Genomic DNA, 26,309 nt, shown 5'->3' with positions numbered 1-26,309 from the left:
CATGGCAAAGCCCCTCGCGCTGACATCCGGCGAGCCTGCGGGCATCGGTCCCGACATCGCCATTGCAGCGTGGCTCCGGCGTAACGAACTCGGCCTGCCGCCGTTCTATCTGCTCGGCGATCGCAACTGCTTCGCCGAGCGGGCGAAGATTCTCGGATTGAAAATCGAACTTGCGGACACCAGTCCGGAGGATGCGGCCACAGCTTTTGGCAGCGCATTGCCTGTCGTGGCGACGGGCGAAGTCGCAACCGCGGCGCCGGGCCGGCCGGACAGCACCAGCGCAAGCGCCGCACTCGCTTCCATCCGTCAGGCCGTCGACCATGTCCGGGCCGGACGGGCCAGCGCCGTTGTCACCAACCCGATCGCCAAGAGCGTGCTGTACCGCGCCGGCTTCCGTCATCCCGGCCATACCGAATTTCTCGCCGAGCTTGCCGCCAATGGCGGGGCGGCACCGCAGCCGGTAATGATGCTGTGGTCGCCGGCGCTCGCGGTGGTGCCGGTGACGATCCATCTATCGGTGCGCGACGCGCTCGCGCAGCTTTCGACCGATCTGATCGTGACGACGGCCCGCATCGCGGTGGCCGACCTGAAAGCCCGCTTTGGCCTCGCCAGCCCGCGTCTGGCCGTATCAGGCCTCAATCCGCATGCCGGCGAAGACGGCTCGCTCGGCATGGAAGACATCGAGGTGGTGGCGCCGGCCATCGACATCCTGCGGCGCGACGGCATCGAGGTCCGGGGGCCGTTGCCCGCCGACACCATGTTTCACGAAGCCGCGCGGAAAACCTACGACTGCGCGATCTGCATGTATCACGATCAGGCGCTGATCCCGATCAAGACCATCGCGTTCGAGGACGCCGTCAACGTCACGCTGGGATTGCCGTTTATCCGCACCTCGCCCGATCACGGCACCGCGTTCGACATCGCCGGCACCGGCCGCGCCAATCCGTCGAGCCTCGTCGCGGCGTTGCGGCTCGCCGCACGCATGGCGGCGGCCAGAGCGTTTTCCAGCGAAGTGGATACCGGTTCGCGTCAAGAAAACGCGTCAAATCAAAAAGGCTCCACCCCTGAATGAGCGCGATCGACGATCTGCCGCCGCTGCGCGACGTCATCCGCGAACACTCCCTGTCGGCCCGCAAATCGCTCGGCCAGAATTTTCTGCTCGACCTCAACCTCACAGCACGGATCGCGCGCGCCGCGGGTCCGCTCGAGGGCGCCACCATCATCGAGGTAGGCCCCGGCCCCGGCGGGCTGACGCGCGCGTTGCTGGCACTGGGCGCGCGGCGCGTCATCGCGGTCGAGCGCGACGAACGCGCGCTTGCTCCGCTCGACTATATCGCCAGGCGCTACCCGGGACGGCTGGAGATCGTGCATGCCGACGCGCAGCATTTCGATCCCCGCCCCCTGCTCGGCGGCGAGCCAGCCAAGATCGTCGCCAACCTGCCCTACAACATCGCCACGCAATTATTGGTGGACTGGCTCTCGATTGAACCGTGGCCGCCCTGGTATGACATGATGGTGCTGATGTTTCAGCGCGAGGTCGCCGAGCGGATCGTCGCGAAAGAAGACGACGAGGCCTATGGACGGCTCGCCGTGCTGGCCAACTGGCGCGCCGAGACCAAGATCCTGTTCGACATATCGCCGGCCGCCTTCGTGCCGCAGCCCAAGGTTACGTCGTCGGTGGTGCGGCTGGTGCCGCGCGGCGCGCCGGAGCCGTGCGACCGCCGCGCGCTCGAGCAGGTGGCAGCTGCAGCCTTCGGCCAGCGCCGGAAAATGCTGCGCCAGAGCCTCAAATCGCTCTCGGTCGATCCGGCCCGGCTGGCCGCCGCCGCCGGCGTCGATGCGACCCGGCGCGCCGAGACGATCCCGGTATCCGGCTTTGTTGCCATGGCCCGTGAATTGACCAATATACGAACCACCAAATCAAACGTTCCCTGAGGAGAAAATGCCATGGCGCTGATGCGTCGCCAATCGCTGGTCAAATTCGATGCGCCCCTGTGCGAAACCATCGTCGACACGCCCAAGCCTCAAGGCAACGAAGTCCTGGTCCGCATCGAACGTTGCGGGCTGTGCCACTCGGACCTGCATATCCAGGACGGCTACGCCGATCTCGGCGGCGGCAAGAGGCTCGATACCACGCGCGGCATGACGCTGCCGTTCACGCTCGGCCATGAGATTGCCGGCGTCGTCGAGGAAGTCGGCCCCGATGCGCCGAAGGCCCTGATCGGAAAGAAGCAGGCGGTATTTCCCTGGATCGGTTGCGGCCAGTGCCGCGACTGCGCGAACGGCGACGAGAACCTCTGCGTCAAGCAGCGTTTCCTCGGCGTCTCCATCGACGGCGGCTTTGCCAGCCACGTGCTGGTGCCCGACGCGAAATATTTGCTGGATTACGATCCGCTGCCGGTCAACCAGGCCGCGACGCTGATGTGCTCCGGCGTCACCGCCTATGGCGCGCTCAAGCGCCTGGTCGATCGTCCGCGGCAGCGCAATCTGCTGCTGATCGGGCTCGGCGGCGTCGGCATGATGGGACTGTCATTCGCGCAGGCGATGTTCACGCAGAAGATCGCGGTAGCGGATTTAAGCTCGGCTGCGCGCGAGAGCGCCTTGAAAAATGGCGCCGCTGTCGCTTACGACCCGGCAGAGCCCGACGTGGTCAAGCGCATGATCAAGGAGACCGAGGGCGGCTTCGACGAGATCGTCGACTTTGCCGGCAATGAAAAATCGATGGCCTTTGCGGTCTCGGTCGTGGCGCGCGGCGGCAAGATCGTGGTCTCCGGCCTGATGGGCGGAAATTTCAGCCTGCCGATGGTGCAATGGGTCTACAAGCGCATGACCATCGAAGGATTCATGGTGGGCACCCTGGCCGAGGGCAAGGAATTGATGGCGCTGGCGCGCGCCGGCAAGATCAAGCCGACGCCGATGAAGGAAGAACCGATGACCGACGTCCAGAAATGGATCGACGAGTTGCGCGCCGGCAAGGTGGTCGGGCGTATCGTTCTGAAGAACTGAGGCGATGCAGGCGCGCAGCGTTGCCATGAATTGCGGCAACAGCGACGCTGTCGCGTCTTCCGAGGCATTACCGGTAAGTTAGTTGCACCGTCACCGTAGTTCCACGGAATCGTTGGCGGTGTTACTCCTGATCTTTCTTCCTCTATTCAACCAGCCAAAGCGAATCTTGTCCGGTCGTTGAATAACAGGCTTGAGGTCAAGCAAGGTATCCTAGGCCGCTTGCGCTTGCCATCGCTTGAAGGTGCTGCGCGTTTTCGAATCGAGATCGATCTTCATGGGCAGCATGCTGCAGCCGAGCGACCCGCAGGTGCCTCGTCGATGTGCACGCGATGATGCGGTCGCGATACCGAAACGCAACAGACGACCGCAATCAGATGTCGCGCGCGGAATTGTAATGATGGAACCAAGCGGACTCAGGTTAGATTCCATGCAGTTGGAATTTGGCAGGGGGCTCTAATGCCATACTTCAATTTTGATCTCGTCGTCGGTGCTGAGTTTAAAAACCAGGGCGGCATGATCCTCGAGAACACAGATTACGCGATCGATAAAGCAGATAGCCTCGCGAACGAGCTTTGCATCGTTCGTCCCGAGCTGTGTTCGACAGGATGTGCCGTGCGCGTTACTGACGGGGACAGCAACGAGCTCTACCGCACTCCGCTCGAGACTATCGGCCGCGGATGAAATCGTCCGGTCGTGCACCATGAGCGCATGATCTTGCGAATTGCTGCGATGCGTCCGAGTGCACTGTCACCGTAGACATGACGACTGAAAGACAAGTCGTCACGCACCGGCGAGCTGAATCAACTTGCGACCGATCGGCTTGGGCTGCTCGCTGCGCAACACCAGCGACGTCGTCACAGCGCCGTGCCTGGCCACAGCGTCCACGATCGTTTCCAGTTGTTGCGGGGACGGCACGAAAACCTTGAGGATGAAACAATCCTCTCCGGTCAGTCGCAGCACCTCCAGGACGTGAGGCATTTCGGAGAACTGCTTCAGGCAGGATTGAATATGTTCGTGGGTCGTGCGCACGCGGATTACGGCCATCATTCGGAGGCCCAGCGCGGCAGGGTTAATTCGAGCGCCATAGCCGGTAATGACGCCGCGCTCCTCCAGTCGCTTGACCCGTTCGGACGTCGCGGGCTGAGAAAGTCCGACCCTCCGGCCAAGCTCTGACATCGCGATACGTCCATCCTCCTGCATGGCTTCGATGATCGCGATGTCTGTGGGATCGAGGGCTACGACGTTGTTTTCTCGGGATGACATGGGTGAACCTTAAATCCATCGGTGCGCACGCTTCTTTTCCGATCATTTCCCATTCCCGATCGCAACGGAAGACGTCAACTTTGTCCCGTCACAAGGGATAACGGAGCGGACATGGTTGAGATCATTATGGTGCCGGGAATCGGAGGATCGGGTGAGTTGCACTGGCAAACCCGCTGGGAAGACGCAAACCCGCGATGGCACCGCCTTCAACCCTCGGACTGGAATCAGCCTGAACTCGATGACTGGATCGCGGCGCTTGATCGCGCGGTGGGTGCAGCCCGGCAGGCGCCGCTTCTCATCGCTCACAGCCTGGGGTGCCTCTTGGTGGCGCATTGGCAGCAAGTTTCAACGACGCCTGTAGCTGGCGCTTTCCTCGTGGCGGTTCCGAACCCGGAAGCGCAGGCCTTCCCCGTCGAGGCCGCCAGTTTTGCCAATCCGCCGCGGACGGAATTCAGGTTTCCCTCACTCATCGTCGCGAGCGCGGACGACCCGTATGGCCCGGTCGAATATGCCCGAGAGAGAGCGAACCAGTGGGGATGCGGTATCGTTGAGGTCGGACAACTCGGACACATCAACGAGACCAGCAAGCTTGAGAACTGGCCGCAGGGAAAGGCGTTGCTCGCAGCTTTCGCCGCCGGCACCGCGAACCGACGGCGAGACAGTTAGAGCACCCGCCTCCAGATCGGATCGAGACCGCCCGCATCACCGCGCGCAGACGAAGCTGGCTGCGCTCTTGGAATCGCCCGCCTTGTATTGCGGCCAGGCCGGCCATTGGCACAGCGGCAGTGAGCGATCGACGGTGATCGGCAGCGCGGGCTGCTGTTCGACGACGACGAGATCGCCAGGCGCGCGGCCCTGCTCCACCCAATCGACGAGAACCGACAGCATGTCGACGCTCGACGGTGCGCCGCTGCCGACGTGATCGACACCGGGCGCGGCATAGAGGCGGACGAATTCGGCGGTCGCCGCCTCACCCATCCGCTTCTGCACCTGTTCGAAATAGCCGATCCCCGCGTAGGGGCTCTGCGCGTAGTCGGCCATGTATTCGAGCATGATGAGCTTGCCGCCACGGGTCTTGAACGCGCTGAGGTCAGGATTGGTCGAATCCATCAGCGCGGAAACCTCGCGCACCCGCTCGGCGAAATCCTCCACCCGGTATTTGCGGACATCGAAATTCGGATCGCGCGCGAAGATGTGCGCGATGCCGCCTGCACCGTAGACCCAGGCGATGCCGTTGGCGGGCACCGGTGGCAACGCCGGAGGCGCGGAGCCCAGCCACCACGCACTCCATCCGCCGGTCGGGCCGTAGGATTTCGTCGCTTCGCCGGAAACGCCCCAGCCCGGATATTCGGTGATGCCGTTGGCGAGCGCGAACGGGAATTTATAGGGTGCAAGCAGCGTGCGAATGGCGTTGACCTGCGCTTCGCTGAGGCACGTGTCGCCGCCAGCCCCGCTGGCGCAGAGCAGTTTCGCCGGGTCGAAGCGCGCCTTGCAGCCGACCGCATCTCCCACCAGGGCGTCGGCGACGCCGTCCTGCGCATCGCAGGCCGCGAGCACCGCGTCGTGCACAAGCTTGACCTGCGCCGGGCGAATCCAGCCCTCGCCCATCGTCGCAAGGCCGGCGCGGGTGCCGGCATGCTGCAGCCCGACCCAGTTAATTACGGGAACGCGGGCGAAGATGCCGTCGAAATCTGCGGGATAACGCTGCGCCATCGTGAGGCCCTCGCGTCCGCCTTCCGAACTGCCGACGAAATACATCCGCTCGGGCTTCGCGCCGTAGGCCCGCTCCATCAGCATGGCGGCAGCGTCGCGCACTTTCTTGTAGGAGGCATGTGCAAAATTGACGAAGGCCTCGTCGTTCGCAGCAAACAGCTGAGGCGGTTCGCCCGGCTTGGTCTCGTGACCGGAGTCAGTGCCGTAGGTCGCAAACCCCCGCGCCAGCGGCGAGGCGCTGTCGAACGGGGCGGCCGGCGGCAGGCTGAGGGCGGTGATCAACACGCCGTTGAATCCGCCGCCGCCATACTGCACCGAGCGGCCGTTCCATTGCAGCGGCAGATTGAGCTGAAAGCGGATCGGCGGCGCCTTCGGATCGGTCGGATCGATATGACCCAGCACGCGGCAGAATTGCGGGGTCGCGGGACTGATGCGGGCGGCGGGGGTTGGTCCGCCCGGCGCGACGGTCAGCGGCTTCGGCTCGGTCAGCGCGGCCGCGTCGACCTTGATCGCACCGCTGCCCGCACCCGACAATGCGGCGCATGCCGCGACCGGGTCGGCGCCGAGAGGCCGCTCGGCCGCAGCGGCCAAGGCTGGCAGTGCGATGAGGCCGGATAGAAATACCGTCGTCGTGATTGCGCGCGATGCGGCGAACTTCGTGATCATGCGACCCCCCCGCGGACTTCACTTTTTGGGTCCTGTCAGGCGAAACTGCCACAAAGCCTGACCGGCGTCACGCCTCGGCCCTGCAGCGACGCACCGCACCGCGCAGCGACGCTGTCGAAACATTACGCCGCACCGATCGGACATCCGGCCCGCTTTTCCCGGGCCACGCAGGCTGGTATCCTGCCGGCATATTGCGGGGAATTATTGGAAATGCGCGGGGCTTTCGACGGCAAAGTCTGGGCGTTTGCAGCGTTGGCGATTCTGCTGTCGCTGATGTCAACCGCGCCCGCCGCTGCCGAGAAACGTATCGCGCTGGTCGTGGGCAACTCCGCCTATCAAAACGTTCCCCGGCTCGACAATCCCCGCAACGACGCGGCGCTGATGGCAAACACGCTCGCCGGTCTCGGTTTTACCCTGGTCGGCGGCCGCGCCCAGCTCGATCTCGACAAATCGGCCATGGACACTGCCGTGCAGAATTTCGGCCGCCAGGTCCAGGGCGCCGATGTCGCGCTGTTCTACTACGCCGGCCACGGCGTTCAGGTGGCGGGTTCGAACTATCTGGTTCCAGTCGGCGCCAATCCGACGCGCGAGGCCGATGTCGATTTCCAGATGGTGGACGTCAACCTCGTGCTGCGCCAGATGCAGGGCTCGGGCACGCGGCTCAACATGGTGATCCTCGATGCCTGCCGTAACAATCCGTTCGGCGCGCGCGGCCTGCGCGCCTCCGACGGCGGGCTCGCCCAGATGCGCGCGCCGGAAGGCACGCTGATTTCCTACGCGACGCAGCCCGGCAACGTCGCGCAGGACGGCACCGGCGGCAACAGCCCCTACACCAAGGCGCTGGCGGCGACGATCAAGCAATCGGGCCTCGATATTTTCCAGACCTTCAACCAGGTCGGCCTCGCGGTGAAGCGCGAGACCGGCGGCGCGCAGCAGCCCTGGGTGTCGTCTTCGCCGATCGACGGCACGTTTTACTTTGTCGCGCCGAGTTCGCCCGCCTCGCCGCAAGTCGCAGTCGCACCGCAACCGGCGCCGCAGCTCTCCAGCACGCTACGCCCCGATCCCGACCGGATCCCGATCAAGGACGTGGCGCTGCTCAGGGAATTGAGCGACCGGCTCTACGAGCTCAATTTCGATCCGGAGCCGCTCGACAGCAAGAACGGCATGCGGCTGGCGATCAGCCAGTTTCAGGCCAAGAGCAGCATGACGCCGACCGGTGAGGCCACCGAGGGCGTGCTGACGCGGCTGCGCAAGATGGACGATCTCAAGCCCTGGGGCTCGATCGTCTACGGCCCTGACAGCAACAAATGGGGCATCTCCTGGAATCACGCGTCGCGGCGCGCGGCGGTCGACGATGCACTCAAGAATTGCGGATCGAGCAAATGTCCGCTCGAGCTCAGCTTCTATGGATCGCGCTGCGGCGCGTTTGCGATTTCGGGGAATTCTTACTCGCTGGTTCAGCGCGACACGGTCCAGCGCGCCAAGGAGGCCGCGCTTGGCGAGTGCAACAAGGCTGGCAAGTCTTGCCGCGTCATCGGTGCGGTCTGCGCCGATGGATCCGGCCGCTAGATTTTACATTCGAGACATTGAAAGCACCGGTTCATGCAAAACGCTGTTCAACGTTCGATCAAGGTTGGTGTGCTCTGCCTTTTGATGTCGGTTGGGTTCGGAACGACCAGCTTCGCGCAATCCGGCAGTGCCGGCGGCAGCATCGGCAATGACGAGAAATCGCTGTCGGGATCGCGCACGACGCCGCGGGCGGTTGAGACCGAAAAACCTGCACGACGCAGCAAACCGAGGCCCGAACCCGAGGAATCGCGTCGCGCTTCGCGGAAGAGCGGTGGCGGTGGTGGTGGCAATTTCGACGGCACATGGGTTGCCCAATCCCAAGGCTGCGGCAACAGCACCGAGCGGTTCGTGATCAGCGGCGGCAGGATCTCGGGTGAATTGAGTTCCGGTCAGGTCAGTTCAAGTGGCTCGACGACGTCAGGCGGATCCGTCTCGGGTTTGAGTTGGCGCAGCTCCGGCCGTTTCTCGGGCCGCAGCGGCTCCGGAACGTTCAGGCGATCGGACGGCTGTTCCGGAACGTGGACAGCGTCGAAACAGTAACATCGCACTTGGCTCGCGCTCGTCTCAGTTAAGGTCGGCATTACATTCGAAGAATTGAAGGCACCTGCTTATGCAAAACGCCGCCGGTCAACGCTCGGTCAGGATTGCTTTGTTCTCCCTGTTGATGTCAGCCGCATTCGGAGCAAGCGTCAGCCTGGCGCAATCCGGCAGCGCCGGCGGCAGCATCGGCAATGACGAGAAATCACTGTCCGGATCTCGCGCCACGCCGCGCGCGATTGAGACGGAGAAGCCCGCACGGCGCAGCAAGCCCGAAGCCGAGAGCCCACGCCGCGCCTCGCGCAGTGGTGGCGGTAGCGGCGGCAATTTCGACGGCGCGTGGATGGTTACATCGGTCGGCTGCGGCGGCACTACGACTAGCGCGGTGGTCGTGACCAGCGGCAGGATCATCGCCCAAGGCGTCAGTGGCAGCGTCAGCGGCAACGGTTCCGCCCGCACGGTCGGCAATTTCAACGGCCTCACGGTCACCAGTTCCGGCCGTCTCTCCGGCCGCAGTGGTTCCGGAACGTTCCGGCAATCGACCGGTTGCGGTGGAACGTGGACGGCCAGCAAACAGTAGCGTTCGCGCCTGTTTTCTAGGCTTCCGCCCGCTTCGCATATTGGGCTGGCGAGCCCCAATTATGCCCTACCCGCTCCGAAATTGCGGCCCATTACGACCCAAGTCTTTAACGAAAACTTGAGACGTAAGTGTCGCGTAAGCGTCGCGTATCATTATCGGGGATGGCCATGTCAAAGCGTTCAGCGAAATTCATCTCGGCGTTCTTCGCCAGTATTCTGGCGGGAACCAGTTTCGCTGCCGTTGCTCAGGACGCCGCCAAAGATAACAGCAAGGAGAACAGCGCGAAAACGGCGGACACCTGCCTGACGCGTCCAAAAGGGGCTTTGCCGGCAGGCGGTCATTGGTATTACCGGACCGATCACGCCACCAAACGCAATTGCTGGTACATCGGCGAAGCGAAGAACAAGACTGCGCGCGCCGCGCCGAAGGAATCTTCATCCGCGCCTGCAGCATCGGACTCCGCACCGGCGGAAACGGCCGATGCCGTTTCGCCGCAGCAGAGCATCAATGCGCGCAAATCGATCGCCAACGCGCGCGCCGAACTGACCGCGCCGCAAGCACGCGTCGAGGATCTGATCGAACCAAAGAGCACGGGCGCCGTGCCCGTTGCCAGCATCGCAAATAGCCAACTTGCGGCCACACCAACCGCACCGGACGCGCCGCCATCATCCATCGCATCGCGCTGGCCGGAATCCTCGGGCGTCACCTCTTCGAGCGGTCCGCGCCTTGCCGCGGCCGAGCCAGCGCAAAGCCAGCAGGCTCAACCCCCGCAGACCCAGAGCCTCCAAACCCAGAGCCTGCAAACCCAGGACGTTCAAACCCAAAGCCTTCAAACCAATCCCGCAACGGCGCCGCCGCCCGCCGTCGCCCCGGTTGCGCTCGCTGTCGCTGACGCATCGCAGGAAAGACGGTCGGCATCGATGCAGATGCTGCTGCTGGTAATGGCTGGTGCACTCGCGCTGGCAGGAATTACAGCAAGTCTGGTTTACCGGTTCGGCCGCGCGCAGGCGATCCCGCTGGAAGCGCGCAGTGATCGCCGAGCGATCTGGGATTCGGTCCCGACCGAACGGACCTCGCCATCGATGTTCCCGGACGAGACGCCGGTCTGGCGCAGCAATACTACCCGCAACGTTGCCCCCCAAGACCTTCCCCGCGATCCGCGCGCACCGGACGATCCGGAGCGGCGGGTGACCGAGATGCTGGCGCGATTGGCGCGCAGCGCGCACACGTAACGCCGGGCGCAGCGTCATCCGGATACGGACTCGGCCTGCTATTTTTCGAGCTGGCGCTGCAGGCCGCGAACGAATTCCGTCAGTCCGGTGCGGCGCTCGCGCTTGAGCCGCTCGGCCTTGAGGATCGACTGCACCTCGGCGAAGGCATGGTCGACGTCCTGGTTGATGACGATGTAGTCGTATTCCGCCCAATGGCTCAGTTCGTGGGTGGCACGGTCCATCCTTCCGCGAATGACCTCGTCTGAATCCTGGGCGCGGGTGTGCAGGCGCTTTTCGAGGTCGGCAGCCGACGGCGGCAGGATGAACACGCTGACCACGTCGGCGCGGGCTTTCTCGCGCAATTGTTGCGTGCCCTGCCAGTCGATATCGAACAGTACGTCCTGCCCGGCCGACAGCGCGGCCTCGACCGGCGCGCGCGGCGTTCCATAGCGATTGTCGAACACGGTGGCCCATTCGAGCAACTCGCCCTTCTTGGCCATTGCTTCGAATTTCGGTTTGTCGACGAAGAAATAGTCGCGCCCGTCGACCTCTCCCGGCCGCATCGGCCGCGTGGTCGCCGACACCGACATCTTTAGACCAGGCATCTTGTCGATCAGCATCCGCGACAGCGTGGTCTTGCCCGCGCCGGATGGCGAGGACAGCACGAACATCAGTCCGCGCCGCTCAACCCCGTCGAAACCACCAGCCGTCATCACTCACTCCAGATTCTGGACTTGCTCGCGGAACTGCTCCACCACGTTTTTCATCTCGAGCCCGGTATTGGTCAACTCCAGATCGTTGGATTTCGAGCAGCAGGTGTTGACCTCGCGGTTGAACTCCTGGGCGAGAAAATCCAGCCGGCGCCCCACCGGGCCGCCCTTACCGATCATCTCGCGGGCCTGGGCAACGTGGGAGGCGATGCGGTCGAGCTCCTCGCGGATGTCGGCCCTGGCCGCGATCATGATCGCCTCCTGATTGAGCCGGTCAGGATCGAAACGATCTGACGTCTCCAGCAGCGCTGCGACCTGTTCGGCCAACCGCGCCCTGATCGCCTCGGGCTTGCGGCCGGGCGCGGCCTCGGCCCTCTTCGCGAGCTTCTCGATCTCATCCATGCGCTGGTTGAGAATGTGCCCGAGCGTGACGCCCTCGCGGCGGCGCATCTCGACCAGATTGGCCAGTGCCTGCTCGAAGGCTAAAGCCGCGGCGTCTTTCGCCGCCTTGTCTTCGGCCTCATCGCTTTCGGGTTCAACCACCTCGATGACGCCCTTGATGCCGAGCAGACCATCGATGCTGGGCGCCACCGCGTCGATCTTGCCGGCGAGCACACCGGCCACCTTTACGATCGAGTTGAGCACGTCCTCATTGATGCGGATGGTCGAGACCGCATTGGCCCGCTTGACGTTGAGATTGGCGTAGACCGTGCCCCGCGACAGCACCTCGCCGGCGCGCTTCTTGGCGAAAGCCTCGAGTTCGTCCCATCCGGGCGGCAGCCGCAACCGCAGGTCAAAGCCCTTGGCATTGACCGACTTCAGTTCCCACTCGAACGTGTACGGCCCGCTGGCGCCGTTGCTCCGGGCAAAACCGGTCATGCTCGATAGCGCCATCGCGTAAAACTTTCCGAAACAGGGAGATGCGAGACTCGGGGTGCGGCGCGAGCTTAAAACGAATTCACGCCTGATGGAATTGCGTTAGCGCTGAACCACCGGCGCCGTGGTGGGCGATTGCGCCGCGCCCTGGCGGGCGCCGGGGGCGGCCGCAGGCGCCGCCGGACGTGCGGGCTGCCGCTTCGTTCCCGTGGGCTTCGGTGTCGTCGCCGTCGGGTTGGTGTCGGCCGCCGGCGCACCAGCCGCCGCAGGCGGTGCGGCCTCTTCGGCCGGTTCGACGGTGTCGTTCTGGATCTGCTTTTCCAGCACCCGCAGCTTGGCGACGTTCTTCTGGTGCTGGTCGTAGGTCTCGGTAAAGGTGTGTCCGCCGCTGCCATCGGCGACGAAGAACAGGTCGCGGGTCCGCGCCGGGTTGGCGACCGCCTCGAGCGAGGCGCGGCCGGGATTGGCGATCGGGCCCGGCGGCAAGCCCTCGATCACATAGGTGTTGTAGGGCGACGGCTGGGTGATCTCGGAGCGTTTGATCGGCCGGCCGAGCGTACCCTTGCCGCCCACCAGCCCGTAGATGATGGTCGGATCGGACTGCAGCTTCATCTTCTGTCGCAGCCGGTTGGTGAAGACGGCGGCGACCCGGCTGCGCTCGTCGGCGCGGCCGGTTTCCTTCTCGACGATCGAGGCAAGCGTGATCAATGCCTCCGGCGACTTGACCGGAATGTCCGGATTGCGGCGTTCCCAGATTTCCGCAAGCATCCGCTTCTGCGTCTGCTGCATGCGCTGGACCACCTGGTCGCGGCTGGTGCCGCGCGGGAATTTATAGGTTTCCGGCAGCAGTGTGCCCTCGCGCGGCATTTCCTTCAGCGAGCCCGAGAACAGATCGTTGTCGGTGAGGCGCGCCACGATCTGCTCGGAAGTCAGGCCTTCGGGAATGGTGACGCTGTGCTGCACCACCTTGCCTTCGACGATGGTGGCGATGACATCGCGCAGGCTGGCGCGCTTCTGGAACGAATATTCGCCGGGCTTGAGATCGGAACTCGCCTTCAGCGCAAACACGCTGCCGATGAACAGCCACGGATTGACGTTGATCACGCCCTCGCGCTGGAGCGCGTCGGCGATGTCCCTTTTGCCGGCGCGCGCCGGAATGTTGACGATCTTGTCTTCCAGCAGCGGACCCGGCGTCTCCAAAAGCTGGCGGCCGTAATAATACGCGGTCCCCGCGCCGATCATCAAAATGATCAGAATGGTGATGATGGCATTGCCGATCACGACAAACGGATTGCGGGCACGCTCGGACCGCTTCGGCGGCGGCGGTACCTGCTCGGGCTCCAGCGCAGCGCGCGGGCTCCGGGGGGAAATGGGCGGCCTTTCACTCATCGATGCAACCTGAATCCTGCCGGTTCAATCGTGGCCTGACAAACCCCTGCCCGGCCAATAGCATACGCCCACGTCTAGGAGTCATCGCCGAATACGGCAAAACGGTGGAGTCGCTCTAAACACTTGCTAACTAACTACGCGCCGAACGATGACGGAGGCGTTGGTACCTCCGAAACCGAAAGAATTCGACAGCGCGACGTTGATCTCGCGTTGGCGCGCCGCTTGAGGCACGAGATCGATCGCCGTCTCCACCGACGGATTTTCCAGATTGATGGTGGGCGGGGCGACGTTGTCGCGAATCGCAAGGATGCTGAAAATCGCCTCGATCGCGCCGGCCGCGCCGAGCAGATGCCCGGTCGACGACTTGGTCGACGACATCGACACCTTGGACGTTGCATTGCCGAGCAACCGCTCCACCGCACCGAGTTCGATCTCGTCGCCGATCTGCGTCGAGGTGCCGTGCGCGTTGATGTAGTCGATATCGGAAGCGCTGATCCCAGCGCGCTTCAACGCCGCACTCATGCTGCGGAAGGCACCATCGCCGTCCGGCGCCGGCGAGGTGATGTGATAGGCGTCACCGGACAGGCCGTAGCCGATCACCTCGGCGTAGATTTTCGCGCCGCGCTTTTTGGCGTGCTCATATTCCTCGAGCACCACGATGCCGGCGCCCTCGCCCATCACGAAGCCGTCGCGATCCTTGTCGTAGGGACGCGAAGCCCGTTCCGGCGTGTCGTTGAAGGCGGTCGACAGCGCACGCGCCGCGCAGAAGCCCGCCATCGCCAGCCGGCAGATCGGCGATTCGGTTCCGCCCGCCACCATCACCTCGGCATCGCCGAGCGCGATCAGGCGGCTGGCGTCGCCGATCGCGTGCGCACCGGTCGAACACGCGGTGACGACGGAATGGTTGGGTCCCTTGAGGCCGTGCTCGATCGAGACGTAGCCGGAAGCGAGATTGATCAGCCGCCCTGGAATGAAGAACGGCGAGACCTTGCGCGGGCCGCGCTCCTTAAGCAGCAGCGCGGTATCGGCGATGCCGGACAGGCCGCCGATTCCGGACCCGATCAGGGTGCCGGTCGCGCATTTGTCTGCTTCGCTCTCGGGATGCCAATCGGCGTCGTCGAGCGCCTGGCGCGCGGCGGCCATCGCAAAGATGATGAAATCATCGACCTTGCGCTGGTCCTTTGGCTCCATCCACTGGTCCGGATTGAAGGTGCCGCCGCTGCCGTCGCCGCGTGGAATCACGCAGGCGATCTGGCTGGAGAGATCGGCAACCTCGAAGGTCTCGATTCGCCTGGCGCCGCTCCGGCCGGCGAGGATACGCGTCCACGTTGCGTCAACGCCGCAGCCGAGTGGCGTAACCATGCCCAGCCCCGTGACGACAACCCGCCTCATATCAAAAACTCCGGCCCGAAACTGGCGGTCCATAACAAGAAACCGGGGGACCGTTCGACAACGGCCCGTCCGGCTCTATGCGCACCGCGCGGGGGCGTCAGCTTTTCGCGTTCTTTTCGAGAAATTTTGTCGCGTCGCCGACGGTCAAGATCGTCTCCGCGGCGTCATCAGGAATCTCGCAACCGAACTCTTCTTCAAATGCCATCACAAGCTCGACGGTGTCGAGGCTGTCAGCGCCAAGGTCATCGATGAAACTTGCCGCATCGACCACCTTCTCGGGTTCAACACCGAGGTGCTCGACCACAATCTTCTTAACCCGCTCGCCAATCTCACTCATCGTTCAACCTCGTGCTTGTTCCATTGGACCCGACCCCAAGATACCGCAAGACGATACGAGCCATCGTGGTCGTTAAACTTCCTTCGCAATCGCGCATAGTCTTGATTCGGCACGGTGGTAGCCGATAAAGGCCCGGCGAACGGCAGGCGTCGCCACGCCAATATACAGGGTTTCAAAATCCTGCAATGGCCTTGTTTGCCCATCCGTCGGTGGTTCGGTTATCATACTTCCCTACCGTTGACTACAAGCCCTCGGCCGGCCGCCCGAAACGGCCCTTGGCCGCATCGATCGGGCCGTTAAGCGGCTCAAATCATGGCCATTCCGCCGTTGACGTGGATGGTTTGCCCGGTGACGTAAGCCGCCTCGTTCGAACTGAGATAAACCGCCGCCGCGGCGATGTCCTCGGGCGTTCCCAGCCGTGCTGCAGGAACCTTCGACAGGATGGTCTCGCGCTGCTTGTCGTTGAGCGCATCCGTCATCGGCGTCTTGATGAATCCGGGCGCGATGCAATTAGCGGTCACGTTGCGCTTGGCGTATTCGCCGCCCAGCGTCTTGATCAGGCCGATGATTCCCGCCTTCGACGCGGTGTAATTGGCCTGTCCGGGATTACCGGTCACACCGACGATCGAGGTGATGGCAATGATGCGGCCGAAGCGCTTGCGCATCATCAATTTGGTCGCGGCGCGCGCCAGGCGGAAGGTCGCCGTCAGGTTGACGTTGATGACGTCGTCCCAATCCTCGTCGCGCAATTGCACGAACAGATTGTCGCGGGTGATGCCGGCATTGGCGATCAGGATATCGACCTGCCCCATCGCCGCTTCCCCCGCGGGCACCAGGGCCTCGACTTCCGCGCTGTCGGAAAGATTGCACGGCAGCACGTGGACGCGCTCGCCGAGCTTGGCGGCGAAGGCATCCAGCACTTCGCGGCGCGTGCCCGAGATCGCCACCGTCGCGCCCTGCGCATGCAGTGCCTGCGCGATGGCGTTGCCAATACCGCCGGTCGCGCCGGTCACCAGCGCCGTTCTGCCCGTCAAATCGAACATCGAAATCTCCTTGGTTCGGCAAGCTTACTTCGAAGCCGCCAATGCATCCTTGGCGGCGGCAATGTCGCCGGGCCCACCGACGGATACGCCAACGGCACCGTCGGCGATGCGCTTGACCAGCCCGCTCAGCACCTTGCCGGCGCCGATCTCGAAAAACCGCGTGACACCGTGACCCGCCATGTAGGCGACCGACTCGCGCCACCGCACGGTGCCGGTGACCTGCTCGATCAGGCGGCGCCTGATCTCGTCGGGATCGGTGATCGGCGCGGCCAGCACGTTCGACACCAGCGGCGAAGCCGGCGCCTTGATCGTCACATCGACCAGCGCCTTCGCCATGGCGTCGGCCGCGGGCTGCATCAGCTTGCAATGGAACGGCGCGGACACCGGCAGCAGCATCGCGCGCTTGGCGCCCTTTGTCTTTGCGATTTCAAGCGCGCGTTCGACCGCGGCCTTGTCGCCGGAGACCACCACCTGCCCGCCGCCATTGTCATTGGCGGCCTGGCAGACCTGACCTTGCCCAGCTTCAGCCGCTACAGCCACCGCCGCCTCATAATCGAGGCCGAGCAATGCCGCCATGGCGCCGACGCCGACCGGCACGGCCTTTTGCATCGCAAGGCCGCGGGTGCGGAGCAGACGCGCGGTATCGCTGATACTGAGGCTGCCGGCCGCGGCCAGCGCCGAATATTCGCCGAGCGAGTGACCGGCCACGAAGGCAGCGTCCCGCCCGACCGAGAATCCGGCCTCGCTCTCCAGCACCCGCAAGGTCGCGATCGAGACCGCCATCAGCGCCGGCTGGGCATTTTCGGTGAGCTGAAGGGTTTCGGCAGGCCCCTCCCAGATGATCGCGGTCAGCTTTTCGCCAAGCGCCGCATCGACCTCGTCGAATACCGCCCGCGCGGCCGGAAAGGCTTCCGCCAGGGCCTTGCCCATGCCGACCGCTTGGGAACCCTGCCCCGGAAATGTAAATGCAGCCGTCATCGGCACTCCCTCATCAAGATGGGGCCGTAAGACACTGACCGAGCCCGGGATGTCAAGCCGCGTTGCGGAATCGCAAGGCCCTTCAACGGCCTTTCAGACGCTTTGGGCTAGAAGCCGCCGGCCTTCTGATCGCCGCCGACCTCGGCTCCGGCCCGCGCGCGGCGTGCGCTGCTCACCAGCTGGCCCGGGCGATCCTGCTGGTTCGGCTTCGCGGTCGCAAGGCGCAGCACCGCAGCATAGTTCGGCTGCACCTCCATGCGATCGGCATGCCGGCTTTGGCTGAGAATGCGGTGGACGCGCGGCAGGTTGTAGCAGGGCACGTAGAACAGCAGATGATGCTCAAGGTGATAGTTCACGTAATAGGGCGCGATGAACAGCCGCTCGAGGAAACCTGCATGGGTGGTGCGGGTGTTGCGCAAGGGATCGCTGCTGTCGGGCACCACGGCATGCTCGGCGATATTGCGGATGCGGGTGATCACCATCTGCCAGGTCAAGAGCGGCAGGAGCCATAACAGCGGATAGGCCCACCACACGCCGGCGACGGCGAGCCCTGCGAACATCGCCGCATTGACCGCGCATTGCGGGCCGAGCTTTTCCCAGAAATGCGCCGCGCGCTGCGACAGCGGCCATTCCGCCGGGCCGAGCGCGTTGAGCAATTGCGCCTTGCGCTGCTGATAACCGGTCTGGCCGGTGATATCGCGCAGGAATTTGCGGCGATAACTCATCTTCGTGATCGGAAACGGCGCCGACAGAATGAGATCGGGATCGTCCTCCTGCTGGGTGCGCGCATGATGCTGCAGATGATAGCGGCGATAGGCGCGGGTCTCGGCAAAGACCGGATAGGCGCAGAACCACTGGCTCAGGGTCAGATTGGCTTTCTCGTCGGCCGACAGACAGCCATGCGCGCCGTCATGCATCAGGATCGCAAGCCCGAGCTGGCGCGAGCCGATGATGCCGACCGCCAGCAGAAAGGTCAGCGGATTGGGCCACCAGGCCACCAGCGCGATCGAGCCGATGATCAATGCCCAGGCATGCGCGATCAGGGCGACACCTTTCCATGTCGAGCGCCGGCGCACGGCGATCAATTCATCTTCGCTTAGGAAATCACGGGCACGCATGCGAAGCGCTGTCATGACGGTGTCTCCCCTTCGGGTGAATCTGAAGCTGATGTGGGATTGCCGACGAGGCGCAGGCGGCCGCCGTCGCCGGCCGATTTCGTGGTCGCCTGCTCGCCCAGCACGCGCAGCATCTCGGCGGATAATTCGTCGGCCGAACGGCCCATGGCATAGCCCTCGACCATCACGCCGATCGCGACCGCCCAGAATCGCCGCGAGGTCGCGTCGGGATCGCGCAGCGTGCTCCAGCCGTGCCGTTCGATCTGGTTCGAATAGGCCCGGAGCCCCTCTCCGTGCAGCCGTTCGATGGTGCGCTCGACCAGCGGCGCGAGATCCTGGCGGCGGCGCGTCAGCGTCAGCGCCTCGGCAAAGAAGGCGACCGAATCCGTTGACGTCACGCTCTCGACCAGCGCGCGCGTGTAGTCGCGCGGCGTGTGCGCCGACAGCGCCGCCTGCTCGGCCGCACGGGCGACATAGAGCATGTCGCGGCAGGCGGCCTCGACGAACAGCGCTTCCTTGGTGCGGAAGTAGTAGGTGATCTGGCTTGGAAACGCGTCGGCAGCGGCGGCAATGTCCGAGATCGAGGTGCCTGACAGGCCCCGTTCCTTGAACAAGCGGCTGGCGCCGTCCAGCAGGCGGGAACGCATCTGGCGTCCGGCCGAACGCGTAGCGCGGACGGCGTGCTTGGGATCGCCGGCCAGTGCCTGAGCGGTTTCGACGGGATCGGAAACCATTTTGGGAGCCATTTTGCCCTCTTGTCCGTTATTTGTATGATATACAAACAAATATGTCAATGAGGCCCTTGGAGGCGGCGGTCGGCCAGGGCGTCAACCCGGCCAAATCCCCGCATCAACGCTTGCCAGCGGGCTCAAAATCTCTATAAACCGCGCATCCGTGGATCCCGGCCGGGAGCTGAACGGACGGTCTCAGCAATCTCACCTTTCGGCGATGTTGATGTGGCAGGGCCAGTTGGCCCGTCGTCCCGTGCTTCCGCCTTCTGAGCATTATCGAGTCCTTTCCGAAGGTCTCGAAGGGCTTGCCGCCGGGAACCGCGCCAACACAGGAAAGGACACCCATGCCTCTTTATGAGCATGTTTTTCTCGCGCGTCAGGATGCGAGCACCCAGCAGGTCGAAGAGCTGACTACCCAGATGACGGGCATCGTCGAAGGGCTCGGCGGCAAGATCACCAAGACCGAGAACTGGGGCGTGCGCTCCCTCACCTATCGCATGAACAAGAATCGCAAGGCACATTTCGTGCTGATGAACATCGATGCGCCCTCCGCTGCGGTCACCGAGATCGAGCGGCAGGAGCGGATCAGCGAAGACGTCATCCGCTATCTCACCGTCCGCGTCGAAGAGCACGAGGAAGGTCCGTCAGCCATGATGCGCAAGGCCGATCGTGACCGCGAGCGCGACGATCGTGGCGGTGGTTTCCGTGGTGACCGCGAAGGCTTCCGTGGCGATCGCGAAGGCGGTGGCTTCCGGGGCGACCGCGGGCCGCGCCGTCCGCGCGATGAAGACGCAGCGGTAGAGGAGTAAGAATCATGGCTGAAGCTGGTGCACGCCGTCCGTTTTTCCGCCGCCGCAAGACCTGCCCGTTCACGGGTCCGAATGCGCCGAAGATCGACTACAAGGATTCCAAGCTGCTGATGCGTTACGTTTCCGAGCGCGGCAAGATCGTGCCGAGCCGCATCACGGCCGTCTCCGCCAAGAAGCAGCGTGAACTCGCCCGCGCCATCAAGCGCTCGCGGTTCCTCGGCTTGCTGCCTTACGTTATTCGCTAAGACGATTTCGATCGGCGGCATCTGTGCCGCCGATCGCGACTTTTCATAAGGCTTCCGGGTCGTCCGGTCGCCGATGGTTGGGGTCCAAAGACCTCTAACCGCTCGAAAGGAGCGGGACAGCTGATGATCGTGATCATACTCATTGCGCTTGCGGCCGGCTCTGCGTCGGCGCTGATGTTCGCTTCGATCATCTCGGGCGCGCTGATCTCATTGCTGTTGTTCTATCTGGCCCCGCTGCCGCTGATGGTAGCAGCGCTTGGATGGGGACCGCTTGCGGCCACGATCGGCGGCATCGCCGCGGCCTCGGGCCTCGGTCTGATGTTCGGCCTGCCCTATTGCATCGCCTTTGTCATCACCGTCGCCCTGCCCGCCTGGTGGCTCGGCCATCTCGCGCTGCTCGGACGGCCGCTGCCCGCCGAGGAAGCCGGCAATGACGCCCCGCCTGCCGCGCCTGCGATGGAATGGTATCCGGTCGGCCGCATCCTGCTGTGGATTGCAGGCTTTGCGATGCTGACCACGATCACCGCCATGCTGACGCTCGGCAGCGACGCCGAGGCGATCACGGCGTCACTGAAACGCGGCCTGATGCGAATTCTGACGCCCCGCAATGCCGCGCCATCAGGTGACACCGAGCGGTGGGTTAGTGCGCTCGCAATCATCGCGCCGCCGGCAGCCGCCATCGTTGCCATGATGACGCTGACGCTCAATCTCTGGCTCGCCGGCAAGATCACCGCGACCTCCGGCCGCCTGCACCGGCCGTGGCCGGACCTGAAGAGCGCGGAGTTGCCGCCAATGACGCTGGTCGCGCTGTCGGTCGCACTGGCGTTCTGTTTCGTCGGCGGACTCCTAGCGTTGTTCGCGCAGATCACGGCCACCGCCTTGTTGATGGCTTACGCCATCATCGGCTTTGCCGTGCTGCACACGCTGACACTGGCGCTGAATGGCCGCGCGTTCTGGCTGTCCTGCGCCTATGCCGTCGTCGTGGTGTTCGGCTGGCCGGTACTGGCGTTGGTCGTGCTTGGCCTCGCCGACGCGGTATTCGGATTTCGCCAACGCTTCATGCGCGGCAGACCGCCGCCGGTGCCTGCAGCCTAACCATTCCACCCATCCACTCAAACCGGATCATCACCACTTCAAAAGGAGAACGAATATGGAAGTCATTTTGCTGGAACGCGTCGCCAAGCTTGGTCAGATGGGCGAAGTCGTCAAAGTCAGGGACGGATTTGCCCGCAACTTTCTGCTCAAGCGCGGCAAGGCGCTGCGCGCCACGTCGGACAATCGCGCCAAGTTCGACGGCATGAAGGCCGAGCTCGAGGCCAACAACCTCAAGGCCAAGGGCGAAGCCACCAAGGTCGCGGAGAAGATCAACGACCGCAACGTGGTCGTGCTGCGCCAGGCCTCCGAAACCGGCCAGTTGTTCGGTTCGGTCAGCGTGCGCGACATCATCGCCTCCTTCGAGGCCGACGGCGTCATCATCAGCCGCAGCCAGGTCATGCTGGACGCGCCGATCAAGACCATCGGCAAGCACTCGATCGCCATTGCCGTGCACCCCGAAGTCGAAGTCAGCGTCAGCGTCACGGTTGCACGCAGCGCCGATGAAGCCGAGCGCATCAACCGCGGCGAGGACATCTCGAGCCGTCAGGAAGATCAGGACGCCGCCGCCGAGGCGCTGGCCGCCGCCGGCGAGTTCTTCGATCCGGAAGCCCAGCACGACGACGAAGCGCCGGCCCCGGCTGCGACCGAGAAGTAACGCGCGGCTTTCTTTATCGCGCGTCTGTTTATGTGAGAACCAAGCCCGGCCGATCAGGCCGGGCTTTGGATTCGTGCCGCCGCTTTCTCGTCGAGCATCGCGATCGAGGCCAGCGCCGTTGCGGTGTGCTTTTCGACGCCGTGGGTGAGGCAATAGACATCGGCCGCGACCACCGCGACCTGACGTCCGGGCTTGATCACCCGCGCCCGGCAGATCAGCCGCTCGCCCACCGCCGGCGACAACAGATTCAATTTATACTCCGCTGTGAGCGCCGCCTGGCCGCGTGAGGTTGCAGCCGCGATGGTGGTCGCATTGTCGACCAGAAAGGCGGTGACGCCGCCATGAAACAGGCCGTGCTGCTGCAACAGCTCGGGCCGCCGGTCGACCTCGAGCGTGCAGGAACCGCGCGTCAGTTCGGACAGTTCGGCGCCGACATGGGTCATAAAACCCTGGCGGCCGACATTATCGCGGATGCGTGTGGCGATCGGCGCGAACTCCGGATCGGTATTGGCGATCATGGGGTCTCTCCTGTCCTGTGGCCGGCATCAATGGCGACCACCGCACGGGTGGCGCAGGCGATCAGAGTGTCGGCGTGGTCCCTGGGATCGGCGCGGTCGCGGCCCGACAACCAGGCGCGACAGAAGATCTGCGCAGGACCGATGATCTGACTGAAGAACAAGGTCGCCGTCATCGGCAGCAATTCGCCGCGCGCGATCAGCGGCGCGCGCCAGCGCTCGACGGCCTCGGCGAGACGCGAATTCTGCGCGCGCTGCGCACCACGGATTTCTTCGGTCCATTCGCTGCGCGAAATCTCGAACAGATAACGCGCCTCGCGCCGGTTGTTCACGACCCAGTCAAGATGCGCATGAATCAGCCGCGCCACGCCTTGCCTGGCACCGCAAGATTCGTCGATCCCAGCGAGTACCGCGGCGTGATAGCGGCCGAGGATTTCCAGGAACAGCGTGCCGGCCAGTTCCTTCTTCGATCCGAAGAAATGGAAGAAGCTGCCGTTGGACGCGCGCGCACGGGTTCGAATGGCGGCCACGGTTGCGCCCTCAAAGCCGTCGCGGTCGAACACCGCCAATCCCGCCGCCAGCAGATCCTCGCGCGCCGTGGTCACTACGCCAACCCCGCATTCCGAGTAGACCAATACTCTAGAGTATTACTCTAGAATTGATCGAGCAAGATCAGCGAGGAAAGTTGGGTCGGTAGACTATTGAGAAATGGGTGGTGCGGGCGGCCCGGCCGGCGCAATCGGCGGTGGAGGCGGCGGCGCAGATGCCGTCACTTCGGACGGAGTGGCCGGCGCAGTTGCTGCGGCAGGCGCCGATGGGCTTGGGATCGCGGCTGGCTCTTTCGGGATCGCGGCTGGTTCTGATGTACCGCTCGGGGTCGGTGCGGCGGCCGCTGGCGCGGGCGTGACCGGCGGGACTGGATCAGGCCGCAGCGGCGTTGATTCGCTGCCGCCGGTTTCCCTGGGCGCATCGACCTTGGCGGTCTCGGACTTGGCTGATTCAGGCTTGCTCGCTTCAGACTTGCTTGCTTCTGCTTCAGATTTGCCTGTTTCAGGTTTGCCCGTTTCAGACTTGCTCGGGTCAGAGATGCCCTCGCCCACCGGCTTGGCGGCTTCAGGCTTTTCGCCGGCATCCACCTTGGCGGTTTCGTGCTTGGCTTCTTCCTTGGCCGCCTCGTCCGGTTTCGGCTGCTCTTCGGCAGGTTTGCCACGCTTGCCGAGCTTCTGCTTGGCGCCCGTTTTGCTGTCGGTCGCGGCCTGCGGCGTCTGGCCATCGGCAGGCCTTGCGGCATCGGGCGGCTGCTGGCCCGGCCGTCGCTTGCCGTCGCGTCCGGGGCCTTGCGGCGTGAGGCCATCGGCGTCGGGCCGGGATGCCTCTTGCGTCGCGGCGGGATGTTGCCGACGGCCGGGCTGATCCGGCCTGGCAGCCTCTTGCTTGGCGCCCTTTGCCGCATCGGTCTTCGGCTGATCCTTGCTCTGAAAGCGCGCGTCGGCCGCGCCATTCGATATCAGGAACGAAGCGAGCACCCCGGCCATCTCGCCGCTGGTGGTGTAGTGCTGGCGCAGGAAGCCGGGCAGCGACGACGGCGACACGTTCTTCAACAGGCCGCGAGGGCTCTTGTGGCAGGCGGCGCAGGTGCCTGAGAAGAGCTGGGAAGGGGTCTTGCCGGAGTCCAGGTTTTCAGCCCCCGCCGTGAGACAGCCGACCAGAAGCGTCACCGTCGCCAGACTGAGCGCTCGGCTCAACATTCCCTGCTTCTCCAATTGGAATCGCTTCCAGCGTCGCACACCGCCGGCGGCGGTCCACCTTTTAGCCGATTATCCTACGAATGGAAGCTCACTTGTGACGCAACTGCGTGATCTCCACATTTGGGAATATCCGCTTTGACTCCAAGGCCCTAGCGCGTCGGGCTGATCACAACTATGATCTGATGACGCACATTGGAACCTTTGTTCCCGCCGTGCGTCGGTTGTAACGGGCCGGTCGTTCCATTGGTGCTTTGATGGATCGTTTGTTGCGTTATTTCCTGGGACAGTTCATCCGCCGCGGCACGATGACATTCACGGCCGCGAGCGGGACCACATTTACCTGCGGCGACGGCACCGGGTGGCCGGTATCGGCCCGGTTTCTGAGCCGGCGCACCGAACGGCGGATCCTCCTCAATCCCGAACTGGCGCTGGGCGAAGCCTATATGGACGGCACGTTCGTGGTCGAAAATGGCTCGATCGCAGACGCGCTGGCGATCCTGCTCGATCAGCCGGCCATGGTGCCGCAATGGGCACGGCTGCAATGGTGGATGCGCTATCTCGCCCGGCACATCAGTCAGTTCAACTGGCGCGGCAGGTCACGAAACAATGTCGCGCATCATTATGATCTCGACGGGCGGCTCTACTCGCTCTTCCTGGACGCCGACAAACAATATAGCTGCGCCTACTTCGAGACGCCGGATGCCATGCTGGATGATGCCCAGTTGGCCAAGAAGCGCCACCTCGCCGCCAAGCTCCGAATCGGGCGCGGCGACCGCGTGCTCGACATCGGCTCGGGCTGGGGCGGCCTTGGGCTCTATCTGGCCGAGATGACCGGCGCCGATGTTACCGGCATCACGCTCTCGACCGAGCAATTGCAGGTCGCGAACGCCCGCGCCGGGGAGAAAAAGCTGGGCCATCAGGCGAAATTCCTGCTCAGCGACTACCGCGACATTCCCGGTCCGTTCGACCGGATCGTGTCGGTCGGGATGTTCGAGCATGTCGGCGTCGGGTTTTATGAAACCTTCTTCAAGCGATGCGCCGAGTTGCTCAGCGACGACGGGATCATCGTGCTGCACTCGATCGGCCGCTCGACCGGCCCCGACGTGACCAGCCCCTGGATCACCAAGTATATTTTCCCGGGTGGCTACATCCCCGCGATGTCCGAAGTGATGCCGGCGATCGAGAGCGCCGGGCTTCTGGTCTGTGATATCGAAATCCTTCGGCTGCACTATGCGGAGACGCTGAAAGCCTGGCGCGAGCGCTTCATGGCGCGGCGCGAAGAGGCTGTACGGCTTTACGACGAACGCTTCGCCCGAATGTGGGAATTCTACCTGGCCGCGTCGGAGATGTCGTTCCGCAAGCAGAACCTGATGAATTTCCAGATCCAGCTCACCAAGCGCCAGGGCATCGTCCCGATGACGCGCGACTACATCGCGCGTGAAGAGGCGCGGCTGCGCGGGATCGAAACGGGAAAGCAGCCGCGGCTGCAAATCGCAGGCGAGTAGGCCGATTTTGAGCTGAATGTCTTAGTTTCGGAGGCTGTAGCCCGAGCCGTAGGCTATTCCGGCAGTTGCCGGGCGCGCGAGTTGCGCACGCAAAGCGTCCAATACGTCGATATCGCAGGGCACAGCACGCGATTCCGGGCGCGAGACAAGTTCCATGGTGTCGATCAGCATCGACAACCAAGCGCGCTGGTCGCCTCCTGATCGCCATGTACCGAGCTGTTGACCCATCGTCTTGTCCTTGATCCCGTGTCTTAACCAACCCGAAAGCCTAAAACCCGTTCCCGAATTCCTCGACCAGGATGCCGGCCAGAAAGTCCCGCGGATGTGATCTGGTTCACAGAGTTCGCCGGCCGGTTGCCGTAAAACTACTGAATGGCCCAGAAAACCTACTCAACCTCGCTCGTCCCTCGCGCCGATCTCATCGTCGATTACGCCTTGATCGCGACTGGCATAGGCTCGGCGCTGATCGCGTTGATCTTTCTCATCCTGGCTTGATCAATCGCTAAAATCGCGGCCCGGATGACCTCCGCAGCCTGGTTAGGTCTGTCCAACTGGCGACAAGGTTCAGGCGACCCTAACAGCTTTCCAAACATTTTCGTGAATGCGGCGGTACCGAGCGGC

The 26,309-nt window shown here is 63.9% G+C and carries 28 protein-coding genes and 1 pseudogene; 14 read left to right on the top strand and 15 right to left on the bottom strand.

All coding sequences use genetic code 11. The features are described 5' to 3' along the window. Position 1: 1 nt before the first annotated feature. The 4 genes and pseudogenes from pdxA to JQ574_RS08355 all read left to right on the top strand — a co-directional run. A pseudogene (gene pdxA / locus JQ574_RS08370) lies at positions 2 to 997 on the top strand (4-hydroxythreonine-4-phosphate dehydrogenase PdxA); the annotation flags it as partial. A gap of 71 nt (positions 998 to 1,068) precedes the next feature. After that, positions 1,069 to 1,935, top strand: coding sequence for a 16S rRNA (adenine(1518)-N(6)/adenine(1519)-N(6))-dimethyltransferase RsmA (gene rsmA, locus JQ574_RS08365; RefSeq protein ID WP_212208002.1), 867 nt, complete (start codon positions 1,069 to 1,071; stop codon positions 1,933 to 1,935). Between the two features lie 12 nt (positions 1,936 to 1,947). Beyond that, the gene (locus JQ574_RS08360) at positions 1,948 to 3,006 is read left to right on the top strand and encodes an alcohol dehydrogenase (protein ID WP_212208001.1); all 1,059 of its coding nucleotides are present in this window, start codon (positions 1,948 to 1,950) and stop codon (positions 3,004 to 3,006) included. Between the two features lie 456 nt (positions 3,007 to 3,462). Then, on the top strand, positions 3,463 to 3,687 hold the full coding sequence (locus JQ574_RS08355; RefSeq protein ID WP_192740718.1) for a hypothetical protein: 225 nt from the start codon (positions 3,463 to 3,465) through the stop codon (positions 3,685 to 3,687). Between the two features lie 99 nt (positions 3,688 to 3,786). Here JQ574_RS08355 and JQ574_RS08350 read toward each other — a convergent pair whose 3' ends face one another. Beyond that, positions 3,787 to 4,269 (bottom strand): Lrp/AsnC family transcriptional regulator, encoded by a 483-nt coding sequence (locus tag JQ574_RS08350; RefSeq protein ID WP_212208000.1) that lies wholly within the window; start codon positions 4,267 to 4,269, stop codon positions 3,787 to 3,789. Positions 4,270 to 4,380: 111 nt separating this feature from the next. Between JQ574_RS08350 and JQ574_RS08345 the strand changes: the two genes are divergently transcribed. Next, positions 4,381 to 4,935 carry an alpha/beta hydrolase gene (locus JQ574_RS08345; RefSeq protein ID WP_212207999.1) on the top strand — a complete coding sequence of 185 codons (555 nt, stop codon included), beginning with the start codon at positions 4,381 to 4,383 and terminating at the stop codon, positions 4,933 to 4,935. A gap of 36 nt (positions 4,936 to 4,971) precedes the next feature. On the opposite strand, the gene JQ574_RS08340 is transcribed toward JQ574_RS08345, so the two are convergent. Then, positions 4,972 to 6,648 carry a tannase/feruloyl esterase family alpha/beta hydrolase gene (locus JQ574_RS08340; RefSeq protein ID WP_212207998.1) on the bottom strand — a complete coding sequence of 559 codons (1,677 nt, stop codon included), beginning with the start codon at positions 6,646 to 6,648 and terminating at the stop codon, positions 4,972 to 4,974. A 273-nt stretch (positions 6,649 to 6,921) separates the two neighbouring features. Between JQ574_RS08340 and JQ574_RS08335 the strand changes: the two genes are divergently transcribed. Next, positions 6,922 to 8,217, top strand: coding sequence for a caspase family protein (locus JQ574_RS08335; protein ID WP_249119203.1), 1,296 nt, complete (start codon positions 6,922 to 6,924; stop codon positions 8,215 to 8,217). Between the two features lie 627 nt (positions 8,218 to 8,844). Here JQ574_RS08335 and JQ574_RS35655 read toward each other — a convergent pair. Beyond that, positions 8,845 to 9,237 carry a hypothetical protein gene (locus tag JQ574_RS35655; RefSeq protein ID WP_212207995.1) on the bottom strand — a complete coding sequence of 131 codons (393 nt, stop codon included), beginning with the start codon at positions 9,235 to 9,237 and terminating at the stop codon, positions 8,845 to 8,847. A 264-nt stretch (positions 9,238 to 9,501) separates the two neighbouring features. Here JQ574_RS35655 and JQ574_RS08325 point away from each other — a divergent pair, with 264 nt between their 5' ends. After that, positions 9,502 to 10,566 (top strand): hypothetical protein, encoded by a 1,065-nt coding sequence (locus JQ574_RS08325; protein ID WP_212207994.1) that lies wholly within the window; start codon positions 9,502 to 9,504, stop codon positions 10,564 to 10,566. Between the two features lie 38 nt (positions 10,567 to 10,604). Here JQ574_RS08325 and gmk read toward each other — a convergent pair whose 3' ends face one another. From gmk to JQ574_RS08280, 9 genes are all read right to left on the bottom strand, one after another. Beyond that, the gene (gmk, locus tag JQ574_RS08320) at positions 10,605 to 11,258 is read right to left on the bottom strand and encodes a guanylate kinase (RefSeq protein ID WP_192740726.1); all 654 of its coding nucleotides are present in this window, start codon (positions 11,256 to 11,258) and stop codon (positions 10,605 to 10,607) included. 3 nt (positions 11,259 to 11,261) lie between these two features. Then, positions 11,262 to 12,149: a YicC/YloC family endoribonuclease gene (locus JQ574_RS08315; RefSeq protein WP_212207993.1), complete on the bottom strand. Its 888-nt coding sequence runs from the start codon at positions 12,147 to 12,149 to the stop codon at positions 11,262 to 11,264. Between the two features lie 84 nt (positions 12,150 to 12,233). After that, complete coding sequence (mltG, locus tag JQ574_RS08310) at positions 12,234 to 13,520, bottom strand: endolytic transglycosylase MltG (RefSeq protein ID WP_212207992.1); 1,287 nt, start codon at positions 13,518 to 13,520, stop codon at positions 12,234 to 12,236. Positions 13,521 to 13,646: 126 nt separating this feature from the next. Continuing rightward, entirely contained in the window at positions 13,647 to 14,912 is a 1,266-nt protein-coding gene (fabF, locus tag JQ574_RS08305; RefSeq protein ID WP_212207991.1) for a beta-ketoacyl-ACP synthase II, read from the bottom strand. A 97-nt stretch (positions 14,913 to 15,009) separates the two neighbouring features. Further along, a complete protein-coding gene (locus JQ574_RS08300; protein ID WP_006020277.1) occupies positions 15,010 to 15,249 on the bottom strand; it encodes an acyl carrier protein in 240 nt (79 codons plus the stop codon). A gap of 305 nt (positions 15,250 to 15,554) precedes the next feature. Continuing rightward, a complete protein-coding gene (gene fabG / locus JQ574_RS08295) occupies positions 15,555 to 16,292 on the bottom strand; it encodes a 3-oxoacyl-[acyl-carrier-protein] reductase (RefSeq protein WP_212207990.1) in 738 nt (245 codons plus the stop codon). A gap of 24 nt (positions 16,293 to 16,316) precedes the next feature. After that, the gene (gene fabD / locus JQ574_RS08290) at positions 16,317 to 17,270 is read right to left on the bottom strand and encodes an ACP S-malonyltransferase (protein WP_212207989.1); all 954 of its coding nucleotides are present in this window, start codon (positions 17,268 to 17,270) and stop codon (positions 16,317 to 16,319) included. Positions 17,271 to 17,377: 107 nt separating this feature from the next. Then, positions 17,378 to 18,403, bottom strand: coding sequence for a fatty acid desaturase family protein (locus JQ574_RS08285; RefSeq protein ID WP_212207988.1), 1,026 nt, complete (start codon positions 18,401 to 18,403; stop codon positions 17,378 to 17,380). After that, positions 18,400 to 19,131, bottom strand: coding sequence for a TetR/AcrR family transcriptional regulator C-terminal domain-containing protein (locus JQ574_RS08280; protein WP_212207987.1), 732 nt, complete (start codon positions 19,129 to 19,131; stop codon positions 18,400 to 18,402). The genes JQ574_RS08285 and JQ574_RS08280 overlap by 4 nt, the downstream gene beginning before the upstream one ends. Before the next feature lie 329 nt (positions 19,132 to 19,460). On the opposite strand from JQ574_RS08280, the gene rpsF reads away from it, so the two are divergent. From rpsF to rplI, 4 genes are all read left to right on the top strand, one after another. Beyond that, the gene (gene rpsF, locus JQ574_RS08275) at positions 19,461 to 19,925 is read left to right on the top strand and encodes a 30S ribosomal protein S6 (protein ID WP_212207986.1); all 465 of its coding nucleotides are present in this window, start codon (positions 19,461 to 19,463) and stop codon (positions 19,923 to 19,925) included. Between the two features lie 5 nt (positions 19,926 to 19,930). Then, positions 19,931 to 20,170, top strand: coding sequence for a 30S ribosomal protein S18 (rpsR, locus tag JQ574_RS08270; RefSeq protein ID WP_002711478.1), 240 nt, complete (start codon positions 19,931 to 19,933; stop codon positions 20,168 to 20,170). Between the two features lie 123 nt (positions 20,171 to 20,293). Then, positions 20,294 to 21,265 carry a hypothetical protein gene (locus JQ574_RS08265; protein ID WP_212207985.1) on the top strand — a complete coding sequence of 324 codons (972 nt, stop codon included), beginning with the start codon at positions 20,294 to 20,296 and terminating at the stop codon, positions 21,263 to 21,265. Positions 21,266 to 21,320: 55 nt separating this feature from the next. Continuing rightward, positions 21,321 to 21,920 (top strand): 50S ribosomal protein L9, encoded by a 600-nt coding sequence (rplI, locus tag JQ574_RS08260; protein WP_212207984.1) that lies wholly within the window; start codon positions 21,321 to 21,323, stop codon positions 21,918 to 21,920. A gap of 53 nt (positions 21,921 to 21,973) precedes the next feature. Here the strand turns inward: rplI and JQ574_RS08255 are convergent, their stop codons facing one another. From JQ574_RS08255 to JQ574_RS35845, 3 genes are all read right to left on the bottom strand, one after another. Next, positions 21,974 to 22,438 (bottom strand): PaaI family thioesterase, encoded by a 465-nt coding sequence (locus JQ574_RS08255; RefSeq protein ID WP_212207983.1) that lies wholly within the window; start codon positions 22,436 to 22,438, stop codon positions 21,974 to 21,976. Next, positions 22,435 to 23,040, bottom strand: coding sequence for a TetR/AcrR family transcriptional regulator (locus JQ574_RS08250; protein ID WP_212207982.1), 606 nt, complete (start codon positions 23,038 to 23,040; stop codon positions 22,435 to 22,437). Before JQ574_RS08250 ends, JQ574_RS08255 begins: the two co-directional genes overlap by 4 nt. Positions 23,041 to 23,204: 164 nt before the next feature. After that, complete coding sequence (locus tag JQ574_RS35845; RefSeq protein WP_212207981.1) at positions 23,205 to 23,567, bottom strand: pentapeptide repeat-containing protein; 363 nt, start codon at positions 23,565 to 23,567, stop codon at positions 23,205 to 23,207. Between the two features lie 16 nt (positions 23,568 to 23,583). On the opposite strand from JQ574_RS35845, the gene JQ574_RS35840 reads away from it, so the two are divergent. From JQ574_RS35840 to JQ574_RS35465, 3 genes are all read left to right on the top strand, one after another. Further along, entirely contained in the window at positions 23,584 to 24,078 is a 495-nt protein-coding gene (locus JQ574_RS35840; RefSeq protein ID WP_212207980.1) for a hypothetical protein, read from the top strand. A gap of 359 nt (positions 24,079 to 24,437) precedes the next feature. Then, positions 24,438 to 25,688 carry a cyclopropane-fatty-acyl-phospholipid synthase family protein gene (locus JQ574_RS08235; protein ID WP_212207979.1) on the top strand — a complete coding sequence of 417 codons (1,251 nt, stop codon included), beginning with the start codon at positions 24,438 to 24,440 and terminating at the stop codon, positions 25,686 to 25,688. A gap of 372 nt (positions 25,689 to 26,060) precedes the next feature. Next, positions 26,061 to 26,183, top strand: a complete 123-nt coding sequence (locus tag JQ574_RS35465) for a hypothetical protein (RefSeq protein WP_283813416.1) — start codon at positions 26,061 to 26,063, stop codon at positions 26,181 to 26,183. Positions 26,184 to 26,309: the final 126 nt, after the last annotated feature.

Source organism: Bradyrhizobium sp. AUGA SZCCT0158 (genome assembly GCF_018130065.1).
GTDB lineage: Bacteria > Pseudomonadota > Alphaproteobacteria > Rhizobiales > Xanthobacteraceae > Bradyrhizobium.
Note: the sequence above shows the minus strand (reverse complement) of the source record. Positions and strands in the feature narration are given on the sequence as shown.

Excerpts from the sequence above, each read along its gene's own strand:
- rsmA (WP_212208002.1), top strand. The coding sequence starts at position 1,069 with ATGAGCGCGATCGACGATCTGCCGCCGCTGCGCGACGTCATCCGCGAA.
- JQ574_RS08360 (WP_212208001.1), top strand. The coding sequence starts at position 1,948 with ATGGCGCTGATGCGTCGCCAATCGCTGGTCAAATTCGATGCGCCCCTG.
- JQ574_RS08355 (WP_192740718.1), top strand. The coding sequence starts at position 3,463 with ATGCCATACTTCAATTTTGATCTCGTCGTCGGTGCTGAGTTTAAAAAC.
- JQ574_RS08350 (WP_212208000.1), bottom strand. The coding sequence starts at position 4,269 with ATGTCATCCCGAGAAAACAACGTCGTAGCCCTCGATCCCACAGACATC.
- JQ574_RS08345 (WP_212207999.1), top strand. The coding sequence starts at position 4,381 with ATGGTTGAGATCATTATGGTGCCGGGAATCGGAGGATCGGGTGAGTTG.
- JQ574_RS08340 (WP_212207998.1), bottom strand. The coding sequence starts at position 6,648 with ATGATCACGAAGTTCGCCGCATCGCGCGCAATCACGACGACGGTATTT.
- JQ574_RS08335 (WP_249119203.1), top strand. The coding sequence starts at position 6,922 with ATGTCAACCGCGCCCGCCGCTGCCGAGAAACGTATCGCGCTGGTCGTG.
- JQ574_RS08325 (WP_212207994.1), top strand. The coding sequence starts at position 9,502 with ATGTCAAAGCGTTCAGCGAAATTCATCTCGGCGTTCTTCGCCAGTATT.
- gmk (WP_192740726.1), bottom strand. The coding sequence starts at position 11,258 with ATGACGGCTGGTGGTTTCGACGGGGTTGAGCGGCGCGGACTGATGTTC.
- JQ574_RS08315 (WP_212207993.1), bottom strand. The coding sequence starts at position 12,149 with ATGGCGCTATCGAGCATGACCGGTTTTGCCCGGAGCAACGGCGCCAGC.
- mltG (WP_212207992.1), bottom strand. The coding sequence starts at position 13,520 with ATGAGTGAAAGGCCGCCCATTTCCCCCCGGAGCCCGCGCGCTGCGCTG.
- fabF (WP_212207991.1), bottom strand. The coding sequence starts at position 14,912 with ATGAGGCGGGTTGTCGTCACGGGGCTGGGCATGGTTACGCCACTCGGC.
- JQ574_RS08300 (WP_006020277.1), bottom strand. The coding sequence starts at position 15,249 with ATGAGTGAGATTGGCGAGCGGGTTAAGAAGATTGTGGTCGAGCACCTC.
- fabG (WP_212207990.1), bottom strand. The coding sequence starts at position 16,292 with ATGTTCGATTTGACGGGCAGAACGGCGCTGGTGACCGGCGCGACCGGC.
- fabD (WP_212207989.1), bottom strand. The coding sequence starts at position 17,270 with ATGACGGCTGCATTTACATTTCCGGGGCAGGGTTCCCAAGCGGTCGGC.
- JQ574_RS08285 (WP_212207988.1), bottom strand. The coding sequence starts at position 18,403 with ATGACAGCGCTTCGCATGCGTGCCCGTGATTTCCTAAGCGAAGATGAA.
- JQ574_RS08280 (WP_212207987.1), bottom strand. The coding sequence starts at position 19,131 with ATGGCTCCCAAAATGGTTTCCGATCCCGTCGAAACCGCTCAGGCACTG.
- rpsF (WP_212207986.1), top strand. The coding sequence starts at position 19,461 with ATGCCTCTTTATGAGCATGTTTTTCTCGCGCGTCAGGATGCGAGCACC.
- rpsR (WP_002711478.1), top strand. The coding sequence starts at position 19,931 with ATGGCTGAAGCTGGTGCACGCCGTCCGTTTTTCCGCCGCCGCAAGACC.
- JQ574_RS08265 (WP_212207985.1), top strand. The coding sequence starts at position 20,294 with ATGATCGTGATCATACTCATTGCGCTTGCGGCCGGCTCTGCGTCGGCG.
- rplI (WP_212207984.1), top strand. The coding sequence starts at position 21,321 with ATGGAAGTCATTTTGCTGGAACGCGTCGCCAAGCTTGGTCAGATGGGC.
- JQ574_RS08255 (WP_212207983.1), bottom strand. The coding sequence starts at position 22,438 with ATGATCGCCAATACCGATCCGGAGTTCGCGCCGATCGCCACACGCATC.
- JQ574_RS35845 (WP_212207981.1), bottom strand. The coding sequence starts at position 23,567 with ATGCCGGCGAAAAGCCTGAAGCCGCCAAGCCGGTGGGCGAGGGCATCT.
- JQ574_RS08235 (WP_212207979.1), top strand. The coding sequence starts at position 24,438 with ATGGATCGTTTGTTGCGTTATTTCCTGGGACAGTTCATCCGCCGCGGC.
- JQ574_RS35465 (WP_283813416.1), top strand. The coding sequence starts at position 26,061 with ATGGCCCAGAAAACCTACTCAACCTCGCTCGTCCCTCGCGCCGATCTC.